Genomic DNA, 20299 nt, shown 5'->3' on the forward strand with positions numbered 1-20299 from the left:
GCGGCGCGGGGCACTACCGTAGTGGCGCGACTCACAAAGAACCGAATCCGCGAGCGGTGACCCGTTCGCGGATTCGGCAGTGCACATCAGGGTGAGGCGAAACTCGGGTGCGGCGGCTGGTTGTAGGCGGTGTTCTGCCACGCCACAGCCTCCCGGTACTGCCGGTCCTCCATCAGCGAGGCCCGCCGGATCGTCGTCGGCTCGGTGGTCGAGTAGATCCGCAACGCCCGGCTGTCCGAGGTCCGCCAGATGACCTCCTCGCGCCAGTCGCCGAGGATGTCCGCCTGCAACGCCGGCGTGGACTTGGTGCCGTTGTTGGCGGCCACGCCCGAACCGGTGAGCAACCGCGTGTCGCCGTTGGGGCCGTACTTGTCGATCGTGGTGCCGTTGAGCAGCTCGCGCTGCGCGTCACCGTCCCACCAGATCACGAAGTTGATCGAACCCGGCTTGCGCGCGGCGACCTGGGCTCCCGTGGTGGCACTGCGCAGCCCGCCCACGGACGCCGACCACGCCTCCGCGCCGGGGTTGCCCGCCCAGATGTCCGCGGCGACCCCGCGGCCGTTGTCGCAGCCGCACGACGGCGCGCTCCAGATGATCTGGCCGGTGCGCGCGTCGCCCATCCAGTGCGAGACCTCGGTCGTCCACTCCGACGGCTTGAAGACCTCCAGTCCCGGCCTTCCCGGGATGAAGTCGCCGACGTGCAGGGCGTCGCCGTGGTGGGTGCTGTTCTGCCAGAGGCCGCGGCCGTTGTCGTCGATGGCCATGGAGCCGTAGACGACCTCGTCGCGGCCGTCGGCGTCCACGTCGGCGATCGAGAGGTTGTGGTTGCCCTTGCCCTCCCAGGCCGACCGGTTCGACTGGGACGCCGAGTCGAACGTCCAGCGCTGGGTCAGCTGCCCGCCCCGGAAGTCCCACGCGGAGATCACGCTGCGGGTGTAGTACCCGCGGGCCATCACGATGCTCGGCCGCGAGCCGTCCAGGTACGCGGTCGCGGCCAGGAAGCGGTCGACCCGGTTGCCGTAGTTGTCACCCCACGACGAGACGGTTCCGCGTGGTGGCACGTAGTTCTCGGTGTCGAGCACCGCGCCGTCCGTGCCGCGGAACACCGAGAGGAACTCCGGCCCCGCCAGGACGTAGCCGTCGCTGTTGCGGTGGTCGGCGTTCGCGTTGCCGATCACCTGACCGGTGCCCGACCGCGTGCCGTCCGCGGTCTTCACGGCGATCTCGGCCCTGCCGTCGCCGTCGTAGTCGAAGACCTGGAACTGCGTGTAGTGCGCGCCCGCCCGGATGTTGCGGCCGAGGTCGACGCGCCACAACCGGGTGCCGTTGAGCTTGTACGCGTCCAGGTAGACATTGCCGGTGCGGCCTGCCTGCGAGTTGTCCTTGGCGTCAGCGGGATCCCACTTCAGGACGATCTCGTACTCGCCGTCGCCGTCCAGGTCGCCGACCGACGCGTCGTTCGCCACGTAACCGGATCCCGGACTCTGGATCGGGACGTCCCTGCTCGTCTCCAGGGTGCCGACGGAACGCGTGGCCGCCGCCGATTCCACGCCTCCGCTCACCTGGCGCACCGAGTAGGACGCGGTCGCGGGCGCACCCGCGTCGAGATAGCTCGTCGCCGTCGTCACCGGCGCGCGGTTGACCTTCACACCGTCGCGGTAGACGTTGAACGCCACGTCGGTGACGTCACCACCGAGCAGCCGCCACGACACGAAGTTGCCGTCGCCGCGCACCGACCGAATGCTGATGAGCCCTCGGTCAGCGGAATTCGCGGGTTCGGCCGCGACCGCGGGAACGCCGCCCGCGACGAGCATCGCCGCGAGCAGTGCCGACATCGTTGTCCTTCTCATCGTCGATCACCCTCCTGACACCGAACAATTGTCCCTCGCAAAATTGAAACGTTTCACACGAGAAACAGTAGCGTCGAACAACTCGAATGCGCGGAGGGTGATTCTTCGACCCGGATTCGACGCCACTCACAAAGCGGGCGCCTTCGCCAGCACCTCGATCTCGCCGAGGGTGAGATATCCGGACGGACGCGCGGTGAGGACGACGCGCACGGCGGTCGCCGGCGGCGAGGGATTCAGCACGACCTCCGTCCGCAGCGCGGTGACTTCGACGTCTCCGCTGGCGTCGACCCACGTGCCGTCGACCGTGCGCACCTGGACCTTGAGACTCTGGGCGATGCCGCCCTCGCCGTCTCGATGCGAGTGCACGGCCACCCGCGTGAGATCACGGGTACCGGCCAGGGTGAAGGTGATCGTGTCGGTGGGGTTCTTGGTGCCGGACCTCCAGTTCGACCACGCCTTCTCCTCCGTGACGCCGTTGCGCAGCCGGTCCGCGGAGTAGCCGGACTCGGTGTAGGTCGCCGCGACAGCCGCGTCCAGCGCCGCATTCACCTCGACCGGTTCCGTCACCTGAACGACCGCCGTCGCGGCCACCGTGCTGCCGTCGACGACCTGGGCACGTCCGGACACCGGCACCGTCCCGACGTGGTCGAACACCGCGGCGTCCCACACCACGGGGAGTTCGGCCTTGCCGCCCCGTTTGCCGACGCCCGTGACGGTGGCCGGCAGCTCGGGTCGTCCGCCGACGTAGGTCTTCGCGCGAGCGGGCAGGGTCGAGGCGATCGTGTCGACGGTGACCACGGCCAGTGCGGGCAACTTCCGCCCGAGCACGTCCGTCGCCGTGCCGTGGACGCGCACGGTGCCGGGCTGCTGCCAGTGCCAGTCCGGCGGGAGGTTCCAGACCACGGGAAGAACGCCCCGCGCTCCGTCCGGGTACACCGGCGTCACGGTCTGCGGCAGCACTGGCCGCAACTTGGGAACCGTGAACACGGCGGCGTCCTGAACCCGTTGCACGGTCTCGTCGACCGGTGTCCAGCGCTGGCTCGCGCCGGAGGTCGGGGTCCTGGCCGACACGGTCTCCCCGGTCGCGTCGATCAGCGTGCCGGTGGCGGCGTTGACGAACGTCCAGCCGCCGTCACCGGTCGTCGACATGATCCACTGAGCCGCGGGGTCGCCTGCCGACTGCAGCACGACGGCGTCACCGGACGCGGCCAGCCGGGTTCCGGTCACCGCGCTGACGATCTCGTACCGCTCGCGGTTTCCGTTGCCGAACCCCAGTTTCCGCACCGCCCACAGCTGTCGCGCACTCGCGGGGTCGGTGGTCCGCAGGACCGCGTTCGCCCAGTCGTCGTTCGGCTGCAAGGACTTCCCGCCCATGGTGATCCGGTACACGTGATCGGGCTGGACGAGCGCGGCGTCGCTGGACACCCCCGCCACGCCGTCGACGAGGAACGTGGTGACCGACTTCGCCGGCACCGTCAGCGTCGCCGACTTCCCCGCCACCCGCACCGGCTTGCCGCGCACGAGGGCACCGGACGCGTCGGTGACCACGGGCGTCACCTCGGCCAGCGGCGAGACGAGCCCGAACCGGGACAGGTCCAGCGTCACCGCGCGATCGGTGGTGCCGCTGTTGACGTGTACGACGGTCGCGTCCAGGCCGAACCGCTTCACCGCGGCGACGCTCGACGGGTCGTCGGTCTTGACGAACCGGTCGCCCGGCCGGACGAAGTGGGTGAAGTTGCGGATGGTGTGGAACTTGGTGTTGGTCCTGACAGGACAGGTCTCCAGCGTGTCGTTCGCCTTGCAGTCGAACGGGATGTGGACGCTGCCCCAGTTCTTTCCGGCAGCGGCCTGCGGAGCGGTGTCCTCGACCGGCTGCCAGAACACCCACGCGGACGGTTCGAGTTCGCGGATGTCCTCGAGCATCCTGGTCGCCATGCCCAGACCGGGTTCCATGCTCGTGTAGTCGGTGGTGCCGTTGCCCCAGGTGCCCTCGACCTCGCTCATCCAGAGCTTCTCGCCGGCGCCCTTGGCGATGTCGCGGACGCTGGTGCGCTGGCCGGTGCCGTAGGTGTGCACGTTGAGCTGGTCGACCACGTCCCGCGCCGGGCCGTAGCCGTTCCAGTTGCGCACGAACGTGCCTGGGTTCGTCTCGTCCATCGCGGACACCTTCACCCGCGACCGCAGCTCGTCGAGCGCGCGTCGGGTCGCGAGCAGAACCTCCTGCTGCAACTCGGGTCCTGCGTGCGCGCCTTCCTGACGTCCGCCGGTCGGCTGGCCGTCAGGGCCGATCTGCGTGCCCCAGTAGTTCGTGTTGGGCTCGTTCAACGGAGCGAGCGTGTCGAACTTGATGCCGTGCGCGCGTTCGATCTCCTGGGTCACGCGCGCCAGGTACGTGGCGAAGTCCTCGACGCGGTCCCGGCGGATCTGGTCGGTGTTCGCGTCGAACCCGCCGGAGACGTAGCCGCTGACGGTCTGGAACCACGGCGGCGAGTTGCTGAACGCCTCCCACTTCGTGACCTTGCGCTTGACCTGGTCGATCCACCAGCGCTGGTGGGCGTCCGCGGAGAAGTCCCAGTGGTCCGGGTTGTCCGGCTGCCACCAGTCCACGTCCCCGCGCGTGGTGCCGGGAGGGGCTTTCCAGAAGCCCTCCATCGTCGCGCCCTTCTTCATGTAGTCCTCGCGGACGTCGGGCGCGTTGCCGCCGCCGATGTTGTACCGCGCGATGTTCAGCCGCAGTCCGTCCTCACCGAACAGCAGGTCGACGAGCTTGCGGCGGATCGGCTCCGGATAGCCACCGGTGATGTTCGCGAACCACACCAGGCTGGTGCCCCAGCCCTCGAACTCCGGCTGCTGGTACGACGGGTCGATGTGAACGGTGACCCCGTTCTGCGGCAACGGGTCCGCCGCCGCGACCGGCGTGGTGAGACCGGCGGCGACGAGGGCGAGAGCCAGCAGAAGCCTTGCCACGTCAGACCCCCAGCCGGAAGTCGGCGACGCGGATCGGCGACGGTGTGGTGCCGCTGGAGGTCTGCTGGTACTGCACCGACAGGATCCCCTGGGACGCGACGCGCGACGCGTCCACGTTCACCTCGCCGAACGCCTGCAGCGACGGGCGGTCGAACAACGTCGTCCAGTCCGTCCAGCCGCTGGCCCTGCTGGCCGCCACGATCTTCCCGCGCGGCAGCACGAGGTACGCGTTGTCGTCCCTGTCGAACACGATCTTCGTGCGCTGGCTGTGGTTCGGCGGGATCGGGACCTCCATCTTGGTCCACCTGCCGTCCGCTCCGCGGAAGACGTGGAAGGTGCGGCCGTACTGCGTGCGCTGCTGCGCGTAGTTCGACACGCACTGGGTGAACCGGCCGGGAACGTAGCTGATCACCACGTGCGGCCGGCCCTGGGAGTCCACGGCCTGACTCTCCTGGTTCATCAGGCCGTGGTTCGGGTCGAGCGGATCGGCCACCAGACCCGGTGAACTGACGTTCACGGGTGTGCCACCCGTGGTGCCCACCACGGTTCCGGCGCCGTTGCGCCAAGTCCGGCCGCGGTCGTCGCTGTAGACGTACCCGGTGTCGTGGTTGGTCAGCCCGCCCGCGTTGCACAACACACCGGCATTGCCTTCACGCCAGGTGAAAGCGGCGTGCAACCGTCCACTTCGGTCGTAGGTCAGGCCGTGCAGGTACATGTTGCGGGTGGTGGACACCACGCCGTTCGGGCCGGTGTACGAACCGACGGCGGACGACCAGCCGCCGAGCTTGCGCCACGTGCCGCCGGAGTACTCGGCCAGCTCGTTGACGCCGTTGCCGGAGCCACCGGTGCGGTAGCTGAACTGCAGCCTGCCCTCGGGCGTCACCACGAACTGCGGGTACGTCATGGCACCGAGCTCGACGCTGCCGAGCGTGCGTTGCACCGAGCCGAACGCGGCGGCGTTCCACTGCTGGGTGCCCGTCGCAAGGCCGGGCTGGGACCGGAAGTAGAACAAGCGCGTGTTGTGCGTGTCCAACGCGACGTGGATCGCGTTGTCCTGCGGGGAGATTCCCAGCGAGATCACGTTGTGCGAGTCGTCGACGCTGAGCTTGTGCGGCAGGACCACGGTCTCCCACCGCGTGCCGCCCACGGTCCGCCGCGCGACCACGGCCTCGCGGCTCGCGGTGTACCAGGTGGCGTACTGACGTCCCTGATAGGTCAGGATCGCGTCCTGCTGGAACGAGTTGTTGTTCACCACTCCGTCGTAGGACACGAAGTACAGCGCGGAAGGATCGAGCAGTGTGTCGCGCACGAGGCTGACCGCCGGTGCTGCCGCGGGCGCACCCACCGCGATCCCCGACGACGCCAGCAGCACTGCGGCCGCCAAGCTCAGAGCTGTCCTCTTCACGGTTCCCCCGGCTGGTCGCGGTTCGGCTTGTCCCCGGAGCGTGAGGTCGAACAAAATCGAACGCAAGCGTCGACTTGTTCGATAACAGCGGACGCCATGTGAACGGCACGGACCTCGTGACCCCTTGTCGCCCTTCCACCCCGACTGTTCACTTGTGTTCAGTTCTGTCTGAACATGGAGGTTCAGCGTGCGGCGCGCGATTGTTCTTGCCACGGTGCTGTTGGTTGCGGTGGGTTCGACGACACCGATCGCCTCCGCGGCCGATCCCCCTCCGGACGTGCACACCTACCTCGAAGATCCGAGCAAGATCGCCGAGGGACAGGAGCCGCACCACGCGTTGCTGCTCCCGCAGGCGGACGTCGCCTCGGCCGTGCGCCGCGACGAGCGCACGCCGTTCACCCGGTCGCTGGACGGCCAGTGGCGGATCTCCATGGCGGACAGGCCCGCCGACGTCCCGGCGCGGTTCTACGCCGACGACTACGACACGTCCGGCTGGCGCGCGGTGACCGTGCCGCACACCTGGCAGACCGACGGCCTGGACCACCCGATCTTCCGCAACATCGCCACCGAGGTGCAGCCGGACGACCCGCCCCGCGTGCCCCGCGACGTGAACCCGACCGGTGCGTACGCCCGCGACTTCGAGGTGCCCGCCGACTGGACGAAGCGCTCGACGTTCGTGCGCTTCGAAGGCGTGACGTCCGGCTACTTCGTGTGGGTCAACGGCAAGTACATCGGCTACGACCAGGGCGGCTACACCCCGGCCGAGTTCGACATCTCCTCCGCGCTGCGACCGGGCCGCAACAAGATCGCCGTCCAGGTGCACCGGTGGAGCGCCGGGTCCTACCTGGAGGACTACGACCAGTGGCGGTACTCGGGCATCTTCCGCTCGGTGTCGCTGTACTCGACGCCCGCCACGTTCATCCAGGACGTCACGCTCAAGACCGACCTCGACGCCACCTACACCGACGCGACCCTCACCGCGGACGTCGAACTCGGCCGCAAACCCGGCGGCACCACCGGCACGCACCGCGTCACCGCCAGCCTGCGCGACTCTCGTGGAACCGAAGTCGTTGCGGTGAGCCAGGAAACCGACGGCAGCACCGCCCGTCTGACGCTGCCCGTCCGCAACCCGGCCAAGTGGACCGACGAGACCCCGAACCTCTACACCGTCGTGCTGACGCTCACCGCGCCCGACGGCAAGATCACGCACATCACCAGTGACACCACCGGTTTCCGCGAGATCGAGATTCGCGACAAGACGTTGCTGGTCAACGGCAAGCGCGTGCTGTTCAAGGGCGTCAACCGCGCGGAGACCGACCCGGACCACGGCAGGCACGTCCCGCGGGCGGCGCAGGAACGCGACGTGGCGCTGATGGAGCAGCTCAACGTCAACGCCGTGCGCACCTCGCACTACCCGAGCGATCCGTACTTCTACGACCTCGCCGACCAGCACGGCATCTGGATCGACGACGAGGTCGACATCGAGACCCACAACCACGAGAACTGCGCCCGCTGGTGCCAGGCCAACCAGCCGGAGTGGCGCGACACGTTCCTGGACCGGCTGATCGGCATGGTCGAACGCGACAAGAACCACCCGAGCGTCTTCCTCTGGGACACCGGCAACGAGGCGGGACTCGGCGCGCACCACTACGAGATGGCGAAGTGGCTCAAGGCCAACGACCCGTCGCGGCCGATCTACCACCAGTCCAACAACCCCGACGGCGACGCGCCGTTCGCCGACGTGTGGGGGCCGCGCTACCCGTCGCCGGAGAGGTTCGCCGAGCAGGCGAAGAGCACGACCAAGCCGCTGATCTTCGGCGAGTACGCCCACGCGATGGGCAACAGCCTGGGCAACTTCCGGGAGTTCTGGGACATCATCCGGGCCAACCCGCAGACCCAGGGCGGCTTCATCTGGGACTGGGCCGAGCAGAACATCAAGCAGAAGACCCGCATCGCTCCGGACAGTTCGGGCAACGACATCACCGCACTGCTGTCAGGCGCGCCGAAGCTGGTCGACGGCCACCGCGGCAAGGCGCTGTCGCTGTCCGGGCTCGACGACTTCGTCGAGGTCTACCGCGACCGCAAGCTCGACATCACCGGCACCGCGCTGACGCTGGACGCGTGGGTCAAGCCCGGCAGGTGGACCGGCCAGTTCCCCATCATCGCCAAGGGCGACCACCAGTGGACGCTCAAGATGAAGAACGAGACCACGCTCGAGTTCTTCATCCACAGCGGCACGTGGCGCGCGGTGCAGGCGAAGGTGCCCGCCGACTTCTACGGCGAGTGGCACCGCGTCAGCGGCACGTACGACGGCACCGCGCTGCGGCTGTACATCGACGGCGCCGAGGTGGGCACCCTGCCGTTCACCGGCGCGATCGACTACTCGGCGGCCGACGTGAACATCGGCCGCGACTTCGAGATGTCGTGGAACGACCCGTCGACCGTCGGCTGGATGGCCCGCGGTGAGGTGGACGACGTGCGCGTCTACGACCGAGCGTTGCCGGCCGCCGAACTCGGTGTCTCCTCCGCCCCGGCCGGCGGCGCCGTGCTGGCGCTCGACTTCGACAGCGTGCGGGAACGCGGCACGCACTTCGCGTACGGGTCGACGCTGTCCGGTGTGGACGGTCTGATCGGCACGGACCGCAAGCCGCAGCCGGAGACCACGCAGATGGCGTGGGCTCACCAGCCGATCCGGTTCGGCTACTCCGGCGGCGTGCTGTCGGTGACCAACGAAAGGCAGTTCACCGGAACCGACGACCTCACCCTGCGCTGGCGGGTCACCGAAGGCTCACGGGTGGTCAAGAGCGGCGAACAGCCGTTGCGCGTCGCCGCCGCCTCGACCGCGCCGATCTCGCTGCCGGTGCCGGTCGACGACGCGGATCGCGAACGGTTCCTGACGGTCGAGACGGTCACGTCGGCCAAGGCACCGCTGTTGCCGGCCGGGCACGTCCTCGCGCACGACCAGTTCTCGCTGGGCGGCAGCCGCGTTCCCGGTCTGGACAAGGCGCCGCTCGACTGGGCCGTCGTGTTCACCCAGGAGGACGCCCAGAAGGTCACCGCCACGGCGGCAGGCGCCACGTACACGGTCGACAAGAAGTCCGGTGCGCTGACGTCCATGAAGTCGTGGGGCCGCGAGCTGCTCACCAGCGGTCCGAAACTCGACGCGTGGCGTGCTCCGATCAGCAACGAGACCTACACGTGGGGGCGCGCCGAGGGCGAGGACTGGCGCAAGGCCGGCCTGGACCGTCTGGAGACCACGGTGTCCGGTGTGCGCGTGGAGAAGGACGGTCACAGGACCACCCGGATCATCGTCGACAGCAAGGTGGCCGCACCCGGTGTGAGCGGGGCGTGGTTCGACCAGACGATGGTCTACTCGGTGGACTCGGCCGGTGTGCTGCGACTCGGGCACCGGGTGACGCCGCAGGGTTCGATGCGGACGCTGCCGTACCTGCCGCGCATCGGTGTCCAGCTGTCCGTGCCCGACCGCTTCTCCGAGTTCTCCTGGTACGGCAGGAAGGCGGAGAGCTACATCGACCGCAAGGACGGCACGCCGATCGGGGTGCACTCGACCTCGGTGGCCGACCAGTACGTCGAGTACCACCGTCCGCAGGACCACGGCAACCACACCGACACCAGGTGGGCGCTGCTCACCGACGGCCGCACGTCCGGCCTGCTGGTGTCGGGCGCTTCCGAGGTCAGCGTGACGCAGTACGACGACATCGAACGCGCCGCGTACCCGTTCATGTTGCAGCGCAACAAGGGGTACTTCACGCTGCACGCCGATCACGCCGTGACCGGTGTCGGTGACACGCCGAACCCGGTGCGGCAGCGCAGTCAGGTCCGTCCCGACAGCACTTACGAGTACACGATCACGATGCGACCGCTGACGTCGCAGGAGGCCTGGTCGGGCCTTCCGGCGGGGGCCTGACCGGAAGAGGTGGCCCCGGTGTTCTCCGGGGCCACCTCCTTTCACGCCCGCGTCCATCCGATGTGGACGTTCTGCTCACCCGGCGATCTGGTACCTGCCGAGCACCATCTGGGCCAGCTCGTCCGCTACCTCGTCCAGCGTCGCGTCGACCCACCCGACGACCCAGTCGTGCATGAGTCCGTTGACGGCGCCGATGATGGCCGCGGCGGTGATGCGGTAGTCGCCAGGAGGGATCTCGCCCCGTGCGGCGGCGTCCTCGGCCAGCCGGTTGATCATCTCGACCCAGACGGCGCGGCGTTCGAGGCGCTGACGGTCCATGCGGGGGCTGACTCCGACGACCTCGACGTAGGCGATGCGAGCGTGCCGCGGGTCGGCACAGGCGCCCTTCACGTAGGCGTGCACCAAGCGGGGCAACAACTCCGGCAGGCTCAGGTGCCCTGCCCCGGGCAGCGCCTCGGCGACGGCTTTCCCGGCCACGTCGTTGACGTGGAGGTGCAGGTCGGCCAGCAGGTCCTCCAGGGCGCGGTACTCCTCGTAGAACTGGCGGCTCGACAGACCGGCGGCCTTGCACAGATCGCCCAGGCGAGTCCCACGGAAACCCGGTCCGGTGCCGAAGGTCTCCAGGCCCGCTTCCCGGAACCGCCCGCGCCGCTCGTCGCGGCGCTCGGCCGCGTCCTTGCCGCCGTAACGGCCCTCCGCCGGGGTGATCCTGCCTGCCACGGTGCCTCCAACGGACGGGTGAGGTGGTTGCCTCCACTGGCTCTTGTGGCCGGGATCACGTCAGCCTACTATCCAGTAGGTAAAATCTGAACTTGGCCGAGTTCAGATTCCCTGCGGCATGCGCCCTCCCTTGCCGGCGCCCACTTCACTCGGAGATGCAACGATGCACGCTTCGTCCAACCCTGCGCGGAAACCTTCCGGAAGCGCTCTCACACGCCGCCGTCTCACCCACGCCGTCGCCGTGGCGGCGGTGTTCGCCGCCTGCGTCACCAGTCCGGCCGCCTCCGCGGCGCCGCTGCGTGAGGTGATGTTCGTCGGCAACAACTGGGACGGCACCGCCGACGTCATCGCCTCCACCGGCGACTTCGCCAAGATCGGCCGGATCAACGTCATCCCCGACAAGGACCAGCGACTCACCGAGATCTACCTCAACCCGATCAAGCTGGCCTTCTTCCTCGGTATTCGCTCAGGCCCCGGCGAGGGGCACGACCAGTTCGTCGACGACATGTACTCCACCCCCGACGGCACGGCCATGGTCGTCTCACGACCCAGCTTCGCCGACGTCGTCTCCCTCGACCTCGCCACCGGGAACATCAGGTGGCGGTTCCCCGTGTCGGGCTTCCGCGCCGATCACATGTCCGTCTCCCCGGACGGCACCAAGATCGCGGTCTCGGCGTCGACGTCCAACACCGTGCACGTGCTGGACATCAACACCGGCCGGCAGCTCGGCTCCTTCAAGACCGGTGACAAGCCGCACGAGAACGTCTTCACCAACGGCGGCAGGTACCTCTGGAACATGTCGATCGGCGAGGTCAACAACAACTTCGACGCCCCGTGGCAGGACTTCCTGAAGGGCGACCGGCACATCACCGTCGTCGACGCCGCCACCTACCAGATCGTCCGCACCATCGACATGCGCGGCAAGCTGGACGCCTTCGGCCGCAAGGACCTGTCCAACGCGGTGCGGCCCGCGACGTTCAGCCCTGACTTCTCCAAGCTGTACTTCCAGGTGTCGTACTTCAACGGCTTCATCGAGTACGACGTCGCCACCGACAGGATCACCCAGGTGAAGACCCTGCCGAAGAACCCGAACACCAGCGACGACCGCACCACCTTCGTCAACGACTCACGCCACCACGGCCTGTCCATGAGCCCGGACGGCAGCAAGCTTTGCGTCGCCGGAACCATGGACGACTACGCCACCGTCGTCGACCGCGCCACCCTGCAGGAAGGCCCGCTCGTCACCGCGTCCAAGCCCTACTGGGCCACCGTCAGCGGCGACGGCCGCCAGTGCGTCATCTCCGAGAGCGGCGCCGACCAGGTCACCGCGATCGACTTCGGCACCGGCCGGAAAGTCGTCTCCGTCCCCGTCGGCGACCACCCGCAACGCGTCCGCGTCGCCCACATCTCCGCCGGCTGGACCAGCCCGGCCAACTGACCACCGGTCCAAGGAGGTGGCCCCGGTGTTCGCCGGGGCCACCCCTCTTTCACGCCCGCGTGCGTCCGATGTAGACGTTGCGGGCGCGGTAGACGGTCTCCGCGGTCGGGCCGGGGCTGCCGGACGAGCCCTCCATCTGCAGGTTGATGATCACCCAGAGCGGCTTGCCGACGAAGTTCCTCGCGGTGTGCTGGGCGATCCACTTGCCGTCGAGGTAGTAGTGGATGACGACGTCGGTGCCGTTCACCTTGGTCATCCAGGCCCGGTAGGTGTGCCACGAGCCCGGCGAGGACACGCCTACGACCGAGCTCGACACGTCGCTGGACGTCCGGAAGGTGTTGAACCAGTTCCGGTTGTCCCCCTTGAACTCCAGGACGTCGCTCTCGGGCGGCCAGCTGTTGACGCCGGTCAGCCAGAACGCGGGCCAGGTACCGCGGGTGGACGGCGCCTGGAAGTCGCCCTTCACCTCCCAGTTCGGGAACTGGTCGTTCACCACGACGTGCTCCCTGGCGTGGATCGCGCCGGAGTGGTAGCGGATGGGCAGGTGCGGGTCGGCCCCGCTGTTGCCCTCGTCCCACGAGATGCGGGTCGCCTTCACCGTCAGCACGCCGCCCGACAGCGACACGTGGTTGTGGTCGCTGGAGCTCGCGTACATCCTGGCCGTGCCGTTGTGATCGGAGCCCCACGGGTAGCGGTAGTTCCATTCCGACTCCAGCGCGCCGTAGCCGCTGAAGGACCCCGTCCCGATGACCTCTTCCCACGCCGCCGCGTTCGCGGGGGTCGTGGAAGCGGCGGCGAGGACGACGACGAGTGCGCCTGCTGCGATTCTCATCGCCTCACTGTCCGGCACGGACTTGTTGCCGCACAACAGTTCCGTCGATTCGACAGACCTGTTCGACTCGACGGCGTCAGTCGTGCGGTGAGCTGCCCTCCGCCGGGTCGTGGACGTCGAGCCGGCCGCACATGCCGAACCGCTGCGGCCCTTCCGCGCGCATCACGTGGACGTCCGCGTCCGCGAGGTGGCCGATGTCGCCTTCCCGCAAGCGGTTCAGCTGTTCACCGGTGCGTTCGGCCGAGGCCAGGGCGCCGGCCCGCCACCGCTTCTCCCAGGCGTCCAGAACGCCCTGCTTCAGCCGCACGGCGGATCGGTAGAAGTCCTCCAGTGCCGCGCCCTCGCCCGCCTCGACGCGGCGCCGCAACTCCTGGAACCCTTCGACGGCAAGGTCCCTGCGCCGCCTGGCCGACTCCTCGTCACCGGCCTGAGCGTGCGCGGAGTAGTTCTCCGCGTCGGCCAGCACCTCGGCGGGGAACGTGAACACCGCGTCCCCCGCCTCCGGCAGGCCGCTGTTCTGCATCACGACGAGAATCCGCAGGTCATCGTCGTTGACCAGGCGGTGGATCGTGCCGGGCGTGAACCAGGCGACGGTGCCCTCGCGCAACGGCGTCTCGGCGAACCCGCGTGGCGTCAGGGTCTGGACGCTGCCCTGCCCGCCGATCACGTAGTAGCACTCCGAACACGCGAGGTGGACGTGCGGCGAGCCGCCGCAGACCCCGTCCACCGCCGGCCAGTCGTACACCCTCAGGCCGGAGATCCCCACCCCACCGGGAAACGGCGTCACCACGGATGTTCCTCCACATAGGATTCCAGTCGGCCCCTGTCCCACTCGCCGTCTGCCACGACGAGCCGGTAGCGCAGGCTCAGCGCGTCGCCAGGAGCCAGCTCCACCGTGTCGTGGAAGGCGAACGACGGGTTGACCGCGGCGAACGGTGTGCTGCGCACGAACCAGTGTGTGCCCTTGTTGTCCGGGTGGTCCAGGAACAGCAGCGTCGACGAGCGGTCCACCTCGTCGTGACGGCCGATGAACGCCAGCCACCGCGCGGTCTCACCCATCATCTCCTGGCCCACTCCCCCGTCCGCCGCGACGACCTGGCCGTCGGTGAACGAACGCGGGCCGCGCCAGAAGAAACCGGTGTAGCCGGCCAGCTCACGGCCGTTGGTCGTGGGGCTGCCGAAGACCAGCGGCTCCAGGCGGAGGTTCGTCAGCGTGGTGGCGAACTCCAGCGTCCACGAGTCGTCCTCGACGTCACGCACCGAGAACGAGCGCCTCTCCCCGACCCAGCGCTCGCCCGCCTCGGTGAACCAGGACAGCCGCTCGGTGAACCGGGCGCCGTCGACCTCGAAGTCCTCGTGCAGCATGGTCCCGACGTTGGGCAGCACCACGTACCCTTGGTCGCGCACGTACGTCACGCCACCCCAGAAGTTCTCCCCCGACACGTCGGTCGCGGTCATCTGCACGCCCTTGTGCCAGCGGTGGTCGTGCGGCCGGAACGCCGTCACCACGTCACCGGCCAGCGTGCGCACGGGATGCAGGTAGGGCTTCGGGCCCTCGAACGCCGGCGTGGACGGCCGGTGCACGTATCGGAAGAGCTCGACGTCGCCCACCGACACGGCGAGCACCTCGTCGTCCTGTCGCGTGATCACCGGGGATCCGCCCACGGGGCACCGATTCCTTCCATCGTCGCGTAGAACGGGCTGTCCGGACCGATCTCGCCGGCCTTCACGACGGCACCGGTGAACGCGGAGGCGTAGAGCGCCGCGATGAACTCCATCGTGTTCCTGGTGTCCGCCAGGGTCACCGGTGGCGTCTCGCCGCTGTCCAGCGCGTCCAGCAACGCCGTCAGCTGGCACCGGTGGCCGCTCACGACCAGCGCCTGCTCGCCACGCCAGGCAGCGACCACCTCGTCGTGGCCGGGCGCGGGGGTGATGGTCCAATGCGCGTCGGTGTAGCCGTAGAGGTGCTCGACCTCGACCGTGGCGCGCTCGAAGTCGAACCTCAGCTGCGAGGTCTCCCTCGGCGACAGCAACGAGTTGATCACCGAGGCGACCGTGCCGTCGGCGAAGGTCACCAGCGCCAGGGAGACGTCCTCGGTCTGCACGTCCCGCGCCTGCCGGACCGCCACCGCCCGGATCTCCTGCCACGGTCCGAGAATCGACAGCAGCAGGTCGAACTGGTGGATGCCGTGGCCCATCGTCGGCCCGCCGCCCTCGCTCTCCCACGTGCCGCGCCACGGCACGTCGAAGTAGGCGTCGCCGCGATACCAGAGCGTGTCGCACTTGGCGACGAACGACCGCCCGAGCACCCCCTCGGAGACCAGCCGCCGCAACCGGATCGCGGCGGGCCCGAAGCGGTGCTGGAACACCGTCGCGACCCGGCCGGTCGAGCCGCGCTCGGCCGCGATCAACATGTCGATCTCGCTCAGCGACAACGCCGGCGGCTTCTCCACCAGCACGTTCACGTTCCCGGCCAGGCATTCCAGCGCGAGCGGCACGTGGGAGCGCGGAGGTGTGCAGATGTGCACCAGGTCCAGGTCCTCCGCGTCGAGCAGCGCGGCCGGAGTGGGGTGTGTGCGCGGCACACCCCACTCCTCGGCGAACGCCGTCGCACGACCGGCGTCCACGTCCACCACCGCGACCAGTTCGACGCGTCCTCCCGCCGCCCGCAGCGCTTCGGCGTGGGCGGCCGCGATGGCACCCGTGCCGATGATGGCGGCACGCCTCACCTCGCCGCGTCCACTTCGGACTGGACTTCCTTGATGAACGCCGCGGCGGCTGCGTCGGGTGTGGTCCGGCCGAACAGCACGTCCTCGGTGTGCCGCTTGAGGATGGTGTCGAGGGTGCTGGCGCCGTTCGGCGTGATCCTGGGCGGGTCGCTGACCGGCACCGTGTCGAGGTACTCCTTGGCGGCCTTGTCGGTGTCCTTGAGCTGCCCCGCGATCGCCTCGCGGATCTTCTGGTTGGCGGGCACGCCACGTTCGGTCAGCAGGATCTTCGCGGCCTCCTCGTCGTTGGCGAGGAAGCTCACGAACGCGGCGGCCTCGGCCGGGTACTTCGACCGCGAGGACACCGACCAGAACATCGACGGCTTGTAGTAGGCGCCGGGTGCCTTGCCCTGCGTCTCACCGGGCAGCCGCAACAGCTTCAGCTTGGCGCCACTGGCGGCGGTCAGCGCCGTGAGCTGGGTGTTCCACCACAGGCCGAACGCCGCGGTGCCGGTCGCGGTGGCGGACTGGTTGAGCCCTGCGGAGGCCTTCTCGACGGTCACCGACGGCGGCGCCGCGACACCGGACTTCGACAGGTCGAGGATGTACTGCCAGTAGTCTCGCGCGATCTCCTGCGGCAGCACGACCTTGGCGTCGGCGTCGAACATCGCCTTGCCCTGCTGCCGCGCCCGGATGCTCAGCCCAGCCGCGTCGTTGATGCCGGGCGACTGCACGCCGAACACCTGACCGCCACCGGCCTTCGACACCTGGTCGCCGATCTTCTTCAGGTCGTCCCACGACCACTTGGTGTCGTCGGGCACCGGAATGTCGTACTTCGCCAGCAGGTCGAGGTTGACCATGATCGAGTACATGCCCAGGCCGACCGGCAAGCCGTACTGCTTGCCCGCGATCGCACCGGTCGCGAGCGCCTTCTGGTCGAAGTTCGCGGTGTCCAGGTGCTTCTTGGCCTCGTTCAGATCGAACAACGCGCCGCGCTCGGCGTACGAGGCGATGTAGAGCTCGTCCATCTGCATGATGTCCGGCGCGTCGTTGGCCGCCATGGTGGTGGCGAGGCTGTCCCAGTAGCCGTTCCACTCCTTGAACTCGCCCTTGACGGTGATGTTCGGGTGCTTCTTCTGGAACATGTCGATGACCTGCTGGGTCCGCTTGTGCCGGTCGTCGGCGCCCCACCAGGTGAAGCGCAGCGTGACCTTCTCCGTCGTCAGGTCGCCACCCGCGTCGGACCCGGACCCGCACCCCGCCAGGGACGCGGTCAGCGACAGCAGAACCGCCCACGCGGCACCGCGGCGAACACCTCTGAACATGAGCTGTCCTTTCGGCTACTTGCCCCCGGTCGTGGCGATCCCCTGGACGAGGTACCGCTGGCCGACGAGAAAGGCGAGGAAGATCGGGAGGAGCGACACGACGCTCATCGCGAACTGCGAGCCCCACGACGTGGCGACCGTCGAGTCGACGAACGAGCGCAGGGCGACGGGAACCGTGTACATGTCCGGATCCGTCAGGTAGATCAGCTGGCTGAAGAAGTCGTTCCACGTCCAGATGAACGTGAAGATCGTGGTGGTCGCGAGCGCCGGTTTCATCAGCGGCAGCACGATCTGCGCGAAGATCCGCGGGTGACCGCAGCCGTCGATGCGCGCCGCCTCGTCGAGCTCGCGCGGCAGGCCCCGGATGAACTGCACCATCAGGAAGACGAAGAACGCGTCGGTGGCGAGGATCTTCGGCACGATCAGCGGCAGGAACGTGTTGACCCAGCCGATGTTCGAGAACAGCACGTACTGCGGCACGATGATCACGTGGATCGGCAACATGATCGTGCCGAGCATGAGGCCGAACCACCACCGCTTGCCGGTGAACTGCAACCGGGCGAAGGCGTAGGCCGCCATCGAGCACGACACCAGGTTGCCGACGATGCAGCCCAGCACCAGGATCGCCGAGTTGAGCAGGTAGGTCCCGAACGACGGCGTGAGCGCGTTCCAGCCCTCGGTGTAGTTCTCGGTCTGGAAGCTGTCGAGGATCAGCCCGGGGCTGCGGAAGATCTCGTCACCCGGTCGCAACGAGCTCACGACCATCCACAGCACCGGGTACAGCATCACGAACCCGAACAGGACCAGGCCGGTGTGCTTGGCCAGCCGGGAAAGCCGCTCAGTCGTCATAGAACACCCAGTACTTCGCCGCCCAGAAGTTGATCGCCGTGAACGCCGCGATGATCAGCAGCAGGAACCAGGCCAGCGCCGACGCGTACCCCATGTCGAACCGGCTGAAACCCTGCTGGTACAGGTAGAGCGTGTAGAACATGGTCGAGTCGGACGGCCCGCCGGTGCCGCCGGAGACGACGAACGCCTGCGTGAACGACTGGAACGCGTGGATGATCTGCAGCACCAGGTTGAAGAACAGGATCGGCGACAGCAGCGGCAGGGTGATCCGCCAGAACCGCGACCACCTGCCGGCCCCGTCGATCGCGGCGGCCTCGTAGTAGACCTCGGGGATCTGCCGCAGCCCGGCCAGGAAGATGATCATCGGTGAGCCGAACGTCCACACGTTCAGCACGATCAGCGTCGACAGCGCGGTGTCCGGATCGGAGATCCACCCCTTGCCCTCGACCCCGAAGAAGCCCAGCACGCGGTTCACCAGGCCCTCGGTGCCGAACACCTGCGTCCACAGCACCGCGATCGCCACGCTCGACCCGAGCAGTGACGGCAGGTAGAACGCCGAGCGGTAGAAGGCGAGCCCGCGCAGCCCGCGGTTGAGCAGCAGCGCAACGCCCAGCGCACACGCCAACTGCAAGGGCACGGACACGAGCACGTACGTGAACGTGACCCGCAGCGCGTTGTGCAGGCGCGTGTCGCTGAGGATGCGCGCGAAGTTGTCGAATCCGATGAGCTTCGGCGGCTGGATCAGGTTGTACCTGGTGAAGCCCAGTCCGAAGGACGCGAGCACCGGACCGACCGTGACGAGGAGCAGTCCGGCGAACCAGGGCGCCAGGAACCAGAACGCGGCCTTGTTGTCACGTTTGCGCACCTGCGCGCCGCTGCGACGCAGCCCGCGCAGTTCGTCGAGGGCGCTCATGAACTCCTGACCCCGTCGTCTGGAAAACGCTTTCCGGAGTCTGCATCGGTGCACCACGAGCGTCAAGCAAGGCCGTCGAATGCAGTCGAACGGGTAGTCGAACAGCCGCGTCGCTGTTCGACTACCCGTTCGACTCAGGTCCTTTGTGGACCTGGTCGCTACGCGTAGGGGTTGCGCCCGGAGAGCCCGCCCACCTTGCACGGGCCGTTCGACGCGTCACGGCAGACGACGACGCCCATGTAGGTGATCGAGTCGCCGCTGATCGACCACGTCAGGTTGTTGTAGGACGAGTAGTCCTCCTTGTCGCAGCCGGAGTAGTCGTACCGGCGCGTCGGCGTCGTGTCCGGGTGCAGCGACCCGTTGTAGAACAGGAAGTAGGCGTAGACCGGCTTGGCGTCACAGCCCCAGTCCGACACGAGCAGGTCGATGTTGCCCACCGAACTGCGCCCGGTCCAGTCGAACGTCGCCCCGGCGTACCCGTAGTCCTGCCCCGAGTAGATGAACTCCTGCGCGGCGGCACTCGCCGAGGGCGCGTTGACGACGACTGCCGAGAGCGCGACCACGGCGGCGGCCGCGACCCGGCCGGCGATCTTGCTGAAGGTTCTCGAAACCATGACGGCAGTTAACAGCGCTCACCCGCGCGCACTGAAGCTATTGCGCCTCAACGCAAAGCCTCACCAGCGCCGGACGGGCCGATCAGACCGCCTTCCCGGGCGCCGCGGAACAGAACACCCGCGGGGTGCCCCAGGCGTTGGCGGCGTCGCGACCGGCGCGCACGTCCAGCAACGTCAGCCGGTCGACGTCCGAGATGTCGATCTCGACGTGCTGGGGTGCGTCGGCGATGCTCGCCTGCCGGGTGACGGCGTCCGTCTCGTCCGCCCTGATCACGAACTGGCCGACCCCCTCCGTCTGGACCGAGGTCGCGTCCTTGCCGATCCACACCGACAGCCGGGTGCACCTGCCCGCGGTGGACCAGGTGCGGAAGTTGGCCGGCTGAGCCGCCGACGAGCCGGCCGAACCCCGGATGCCGCGGGCGAACGGCTCCTTGCCCACCCCGATGCTGATCGACGCCAGGGTCTCGTGCCCGGCGCCGGACTCGACCGTCTGATAGGTGGTGAGGTCGTACCAGTCCTCGACGGGCGGCGGAGGCGCGGCCGGTGACGTGGTGAGGACGGTGGCCGCCGGCTCTTCACCGCTCAACACTCCGCTGACGAGCAGGGATGTCCCGACGACCAGCACGATGACCACGGCGGCCGTGCCCGCGATCCATCGCCCGGATATGTGACCTGCGCCACTGTCTTGCCTAGTCATGCCCGGCATTGTCTGGGACGGACACCTCTTTGTTAAAGGTTTGGCTCCTTTTG

At 68.4% G+C, this 20299-nt stretch carries 15 protein-coding genes; 2 read left to right on the forward strand and 13 right to left on the reverse strand.

Translation table 11 applies throughout. From position 1 onward, the window contains the following. Positions 1 to 86 precede the first annotated feature (86 nt). The 3 genes from ACIRG5_RS03595 to ACIRG5_RS03605 all read right to left on the reverse strand — a co-directional run bounded on the left by ACIRG5_RS03595 (position 87) and on the right by ACIRG5_RS03605 (position 6222). Positions 87 to 1850 (reverse strand): rhamnogalacturonan lyase, encoded by a 1764-nt coding sequence (locus ACIRG5_RS03595; protein WP_402899547.1) that lies wholly within the window; start codon positions 1848 to 1850, stop codon positions 87 to 89. A gap of 126 nt (positions 1851 to 1976) precedes the next feature. After that, positions 1977 to 4817, reverse strand: a complete 2841-nt coding sequence (locus tag ACIRG5_RS03600; RefSeq protein ID WP_402899550.1) for a glycoside hydrolase — start codon at positions 4815 to 4817, stop codon at positions 1977 to 1979. Position 4818: 1 nt separating this feature from the next. Next, complete coding sequence (locus tag ACIRG5_RS03605; RefSeq protein ID WP_402899553.1) at positions 4819 to 6222, reverse strand: BNR repeat-containing protein; 1404 nt, start codon at positions 6220 to 6222, stop codon at positions 4819 to 4821. 187 nt (positions 6223 to 6409) lie between these two features. Here ACIRG5_RS03605 and ACIRG5_RS03610 point away from each other — a divergent pair, with 187 nt between their 5' ends. Then, positions 6410 to 10150 (forward strand): glycoside hydrolase family 2 TIM barrel-domain containing protein, encoded by a 3741-nt coding sequence (locus ACIRG5_RS03610; RefSeq protein WP_402899555.1) that lies wholly within the window; start codon positions 6410 to 6412, stop codon positions 10148 to 10150. A gap of 75 nt (positions 10151 to 10225) precedes the next feature. On the opposite strand, the gene ACIRG5_RS03615 is transcribed toward ACIRG5_RS03610, so the two are convergent. Next, positions 10226 to 10870: a TetR/AcrR family transcriptional regulator gene (locus tag ACIRG5_RS03615; protein ID WP_402899557.1), complete on the reverse strand. Its 645-nt coding sequence runs from the start codon at positions 10868 to 10870 to the stop codon at positions 10226 to 10228. A gap of 163 nt (positions 10871 to 11033) precedes the next feature. Between ACIRG5_RS03615 and ACIRG5_RS03620 the strand changes: the two genes are divergently transcribed. Beyond that, complete coding sequence (locus tag ACIRG5_RS03620) at positions 11034 to 12308, forward strand: YncE family protein (protein ID WP_402899560.1); 1275 nt, start codon at positions 11034 to 11036, stop codon at positions 12306 to 12308. A gap of 49 nt (positions 12309 to 12357) precedes the next feature. On the opposite strand, the gene ACIRG5_RS03625 is transcribed toward ACIRG5_RS03620, so the two are convergent. From ACIRG5_RS03625 to ACIRG5_RS03665, 9 genes are all read right to left on the reverse strand, one after another. After that, on the reverse strand, positions 12358 to 13140 hold the full coding sequence (locus ACIRG5_RS03625) for a family 16 glycosylhydrolase (RefSeq protein WP_402899562.1): 783 nt from the start codon (positions 13138 to 13140) through the stop codon (positions 12358 to 12360). 76 nt (positions 13141 to 13216) lie between these two features. After that, positions 13217 to 13930, reverse strand: coding sequence for a cupin domain-containing protein (locus tag ACIRG5_RS03630; RefSeq protein ID WP_402899565.1), 714 nt, complete (start codon positions 13928 to 13930; stop codon positions 13217 to 13219). Beyond that, positions 13924 to 14790 carry a PmoA family protein gene (locus ACIRG5_RS03635; RefSeq protein ID WP_402899568.1) on the reverse strand — a complete coding sequence of 289 codons (867 nt, stop codon included), beginning with the start codon at positions 14788 to 14790 and terminating at the stop codon, positions 13924 to 13926. The genes ACIRG5_RS03630 and ACIRG5_RS03635 overlap by 7 nt, the downstream gene beginning before the upstream one ends. Continuing rightward, positions 14787 to 15869 carry a Gfo/Idh/MocA family protein gene (locus tag ACIRG5_RS03640; RefSeq protein WP_402899571.1) on the reverse strand — a complete coding sequence of 361 codons (1083 nt, stop codon included), beginning with the start codon at positions 15867 to 15869 and terminating at the stop codon, positions 14787 to 14789. The genes ACIRG5_RS03635 and ACIRG5_RS03640 overlap by 4 nt, the downstream gene beginning before the upstream one ends. Then, positions 15866 to 17173 carry an ABC transporter substrate-binding protein gene (locus ACIRG5_RS03645; protein WP_402899574.1) on the reverse strand — a complete coding sequence of 436 codons (1308 nt, stop codon included), beginning with the start codon at positions 17171 to 17173 and terminating at the stop codon, positions 15866 to 15868. Before ACIRG5_RS03645 ends, ACIRG5_RS03640 begins: the two co-directional genes overlap by 4 nt. 15 nt (positions 17174 to 17188) lie before the next feature. Further along, positions 17189 to 18022 carry a carbohydrate ABC transporter permease gene (locus tag ACIRG5_RS03650; RefSeq protein WP_330274724.1) on the reverse strand — a complete coding sequence of 278 codons (834 nt, stop codon included), beginning with the start codon at positions 18020 to 18022 and terminating at the stop codon, positions 17189 to 17191. Beyond that, positions 18012 to 18935, reverse strand: coding sequence for a carbohydrate ABC transporter permease (locus ACIRG5_RS03655; RefSeq protein ID WP_402899578.1), 924 nt, complete (start codon positions 18933 to 18935; stop codon positions 18012 to 18014). Before ACIRG5_RS03655 ends, ACIRG5_RS03650 begins: the two co-directional genes overlap by 11 nt. 158 nt (positions 18936 to 19093) lie before the next feature. Further along, positions 19094 to 19549, reverse strand: coding sequence for a hypothetical protein (locus ACIRG5_RS03660; RefSeq protein WP_402899581.1), 456 nt, complete (start codon positions 19547 to 19549; stop codon positions 19094 to 19096). Positions 19550 to 19631: 82 nt separating this feature from the next. Continuing rightward, positions 19632 to 20246: an NPCBM/NEW2 domain-containing protein gene (locus tag ACIRG5_RS03665; protein WP_402899584.1), complete on the reverse strand. Its 615-nt coding sequence runs from the start codon at positions 20244 to 20246 to the stop codon at positions 19632 to 19634. Between the last annotated feature and the right edge of the window lie 53 nt (positions 20247 to 20299).

It is taken from the genome of Lentzea sp. NPDC102401, from assembly GCF_044765805.1.
GTDB classification, from domain to species: domain Bacteria; phylum Actinomycetota; class Actinomycetes; order Mycobacteriales; family Pseudonocardiaceae; genus Lentzea; species Lentzea sokolovensis.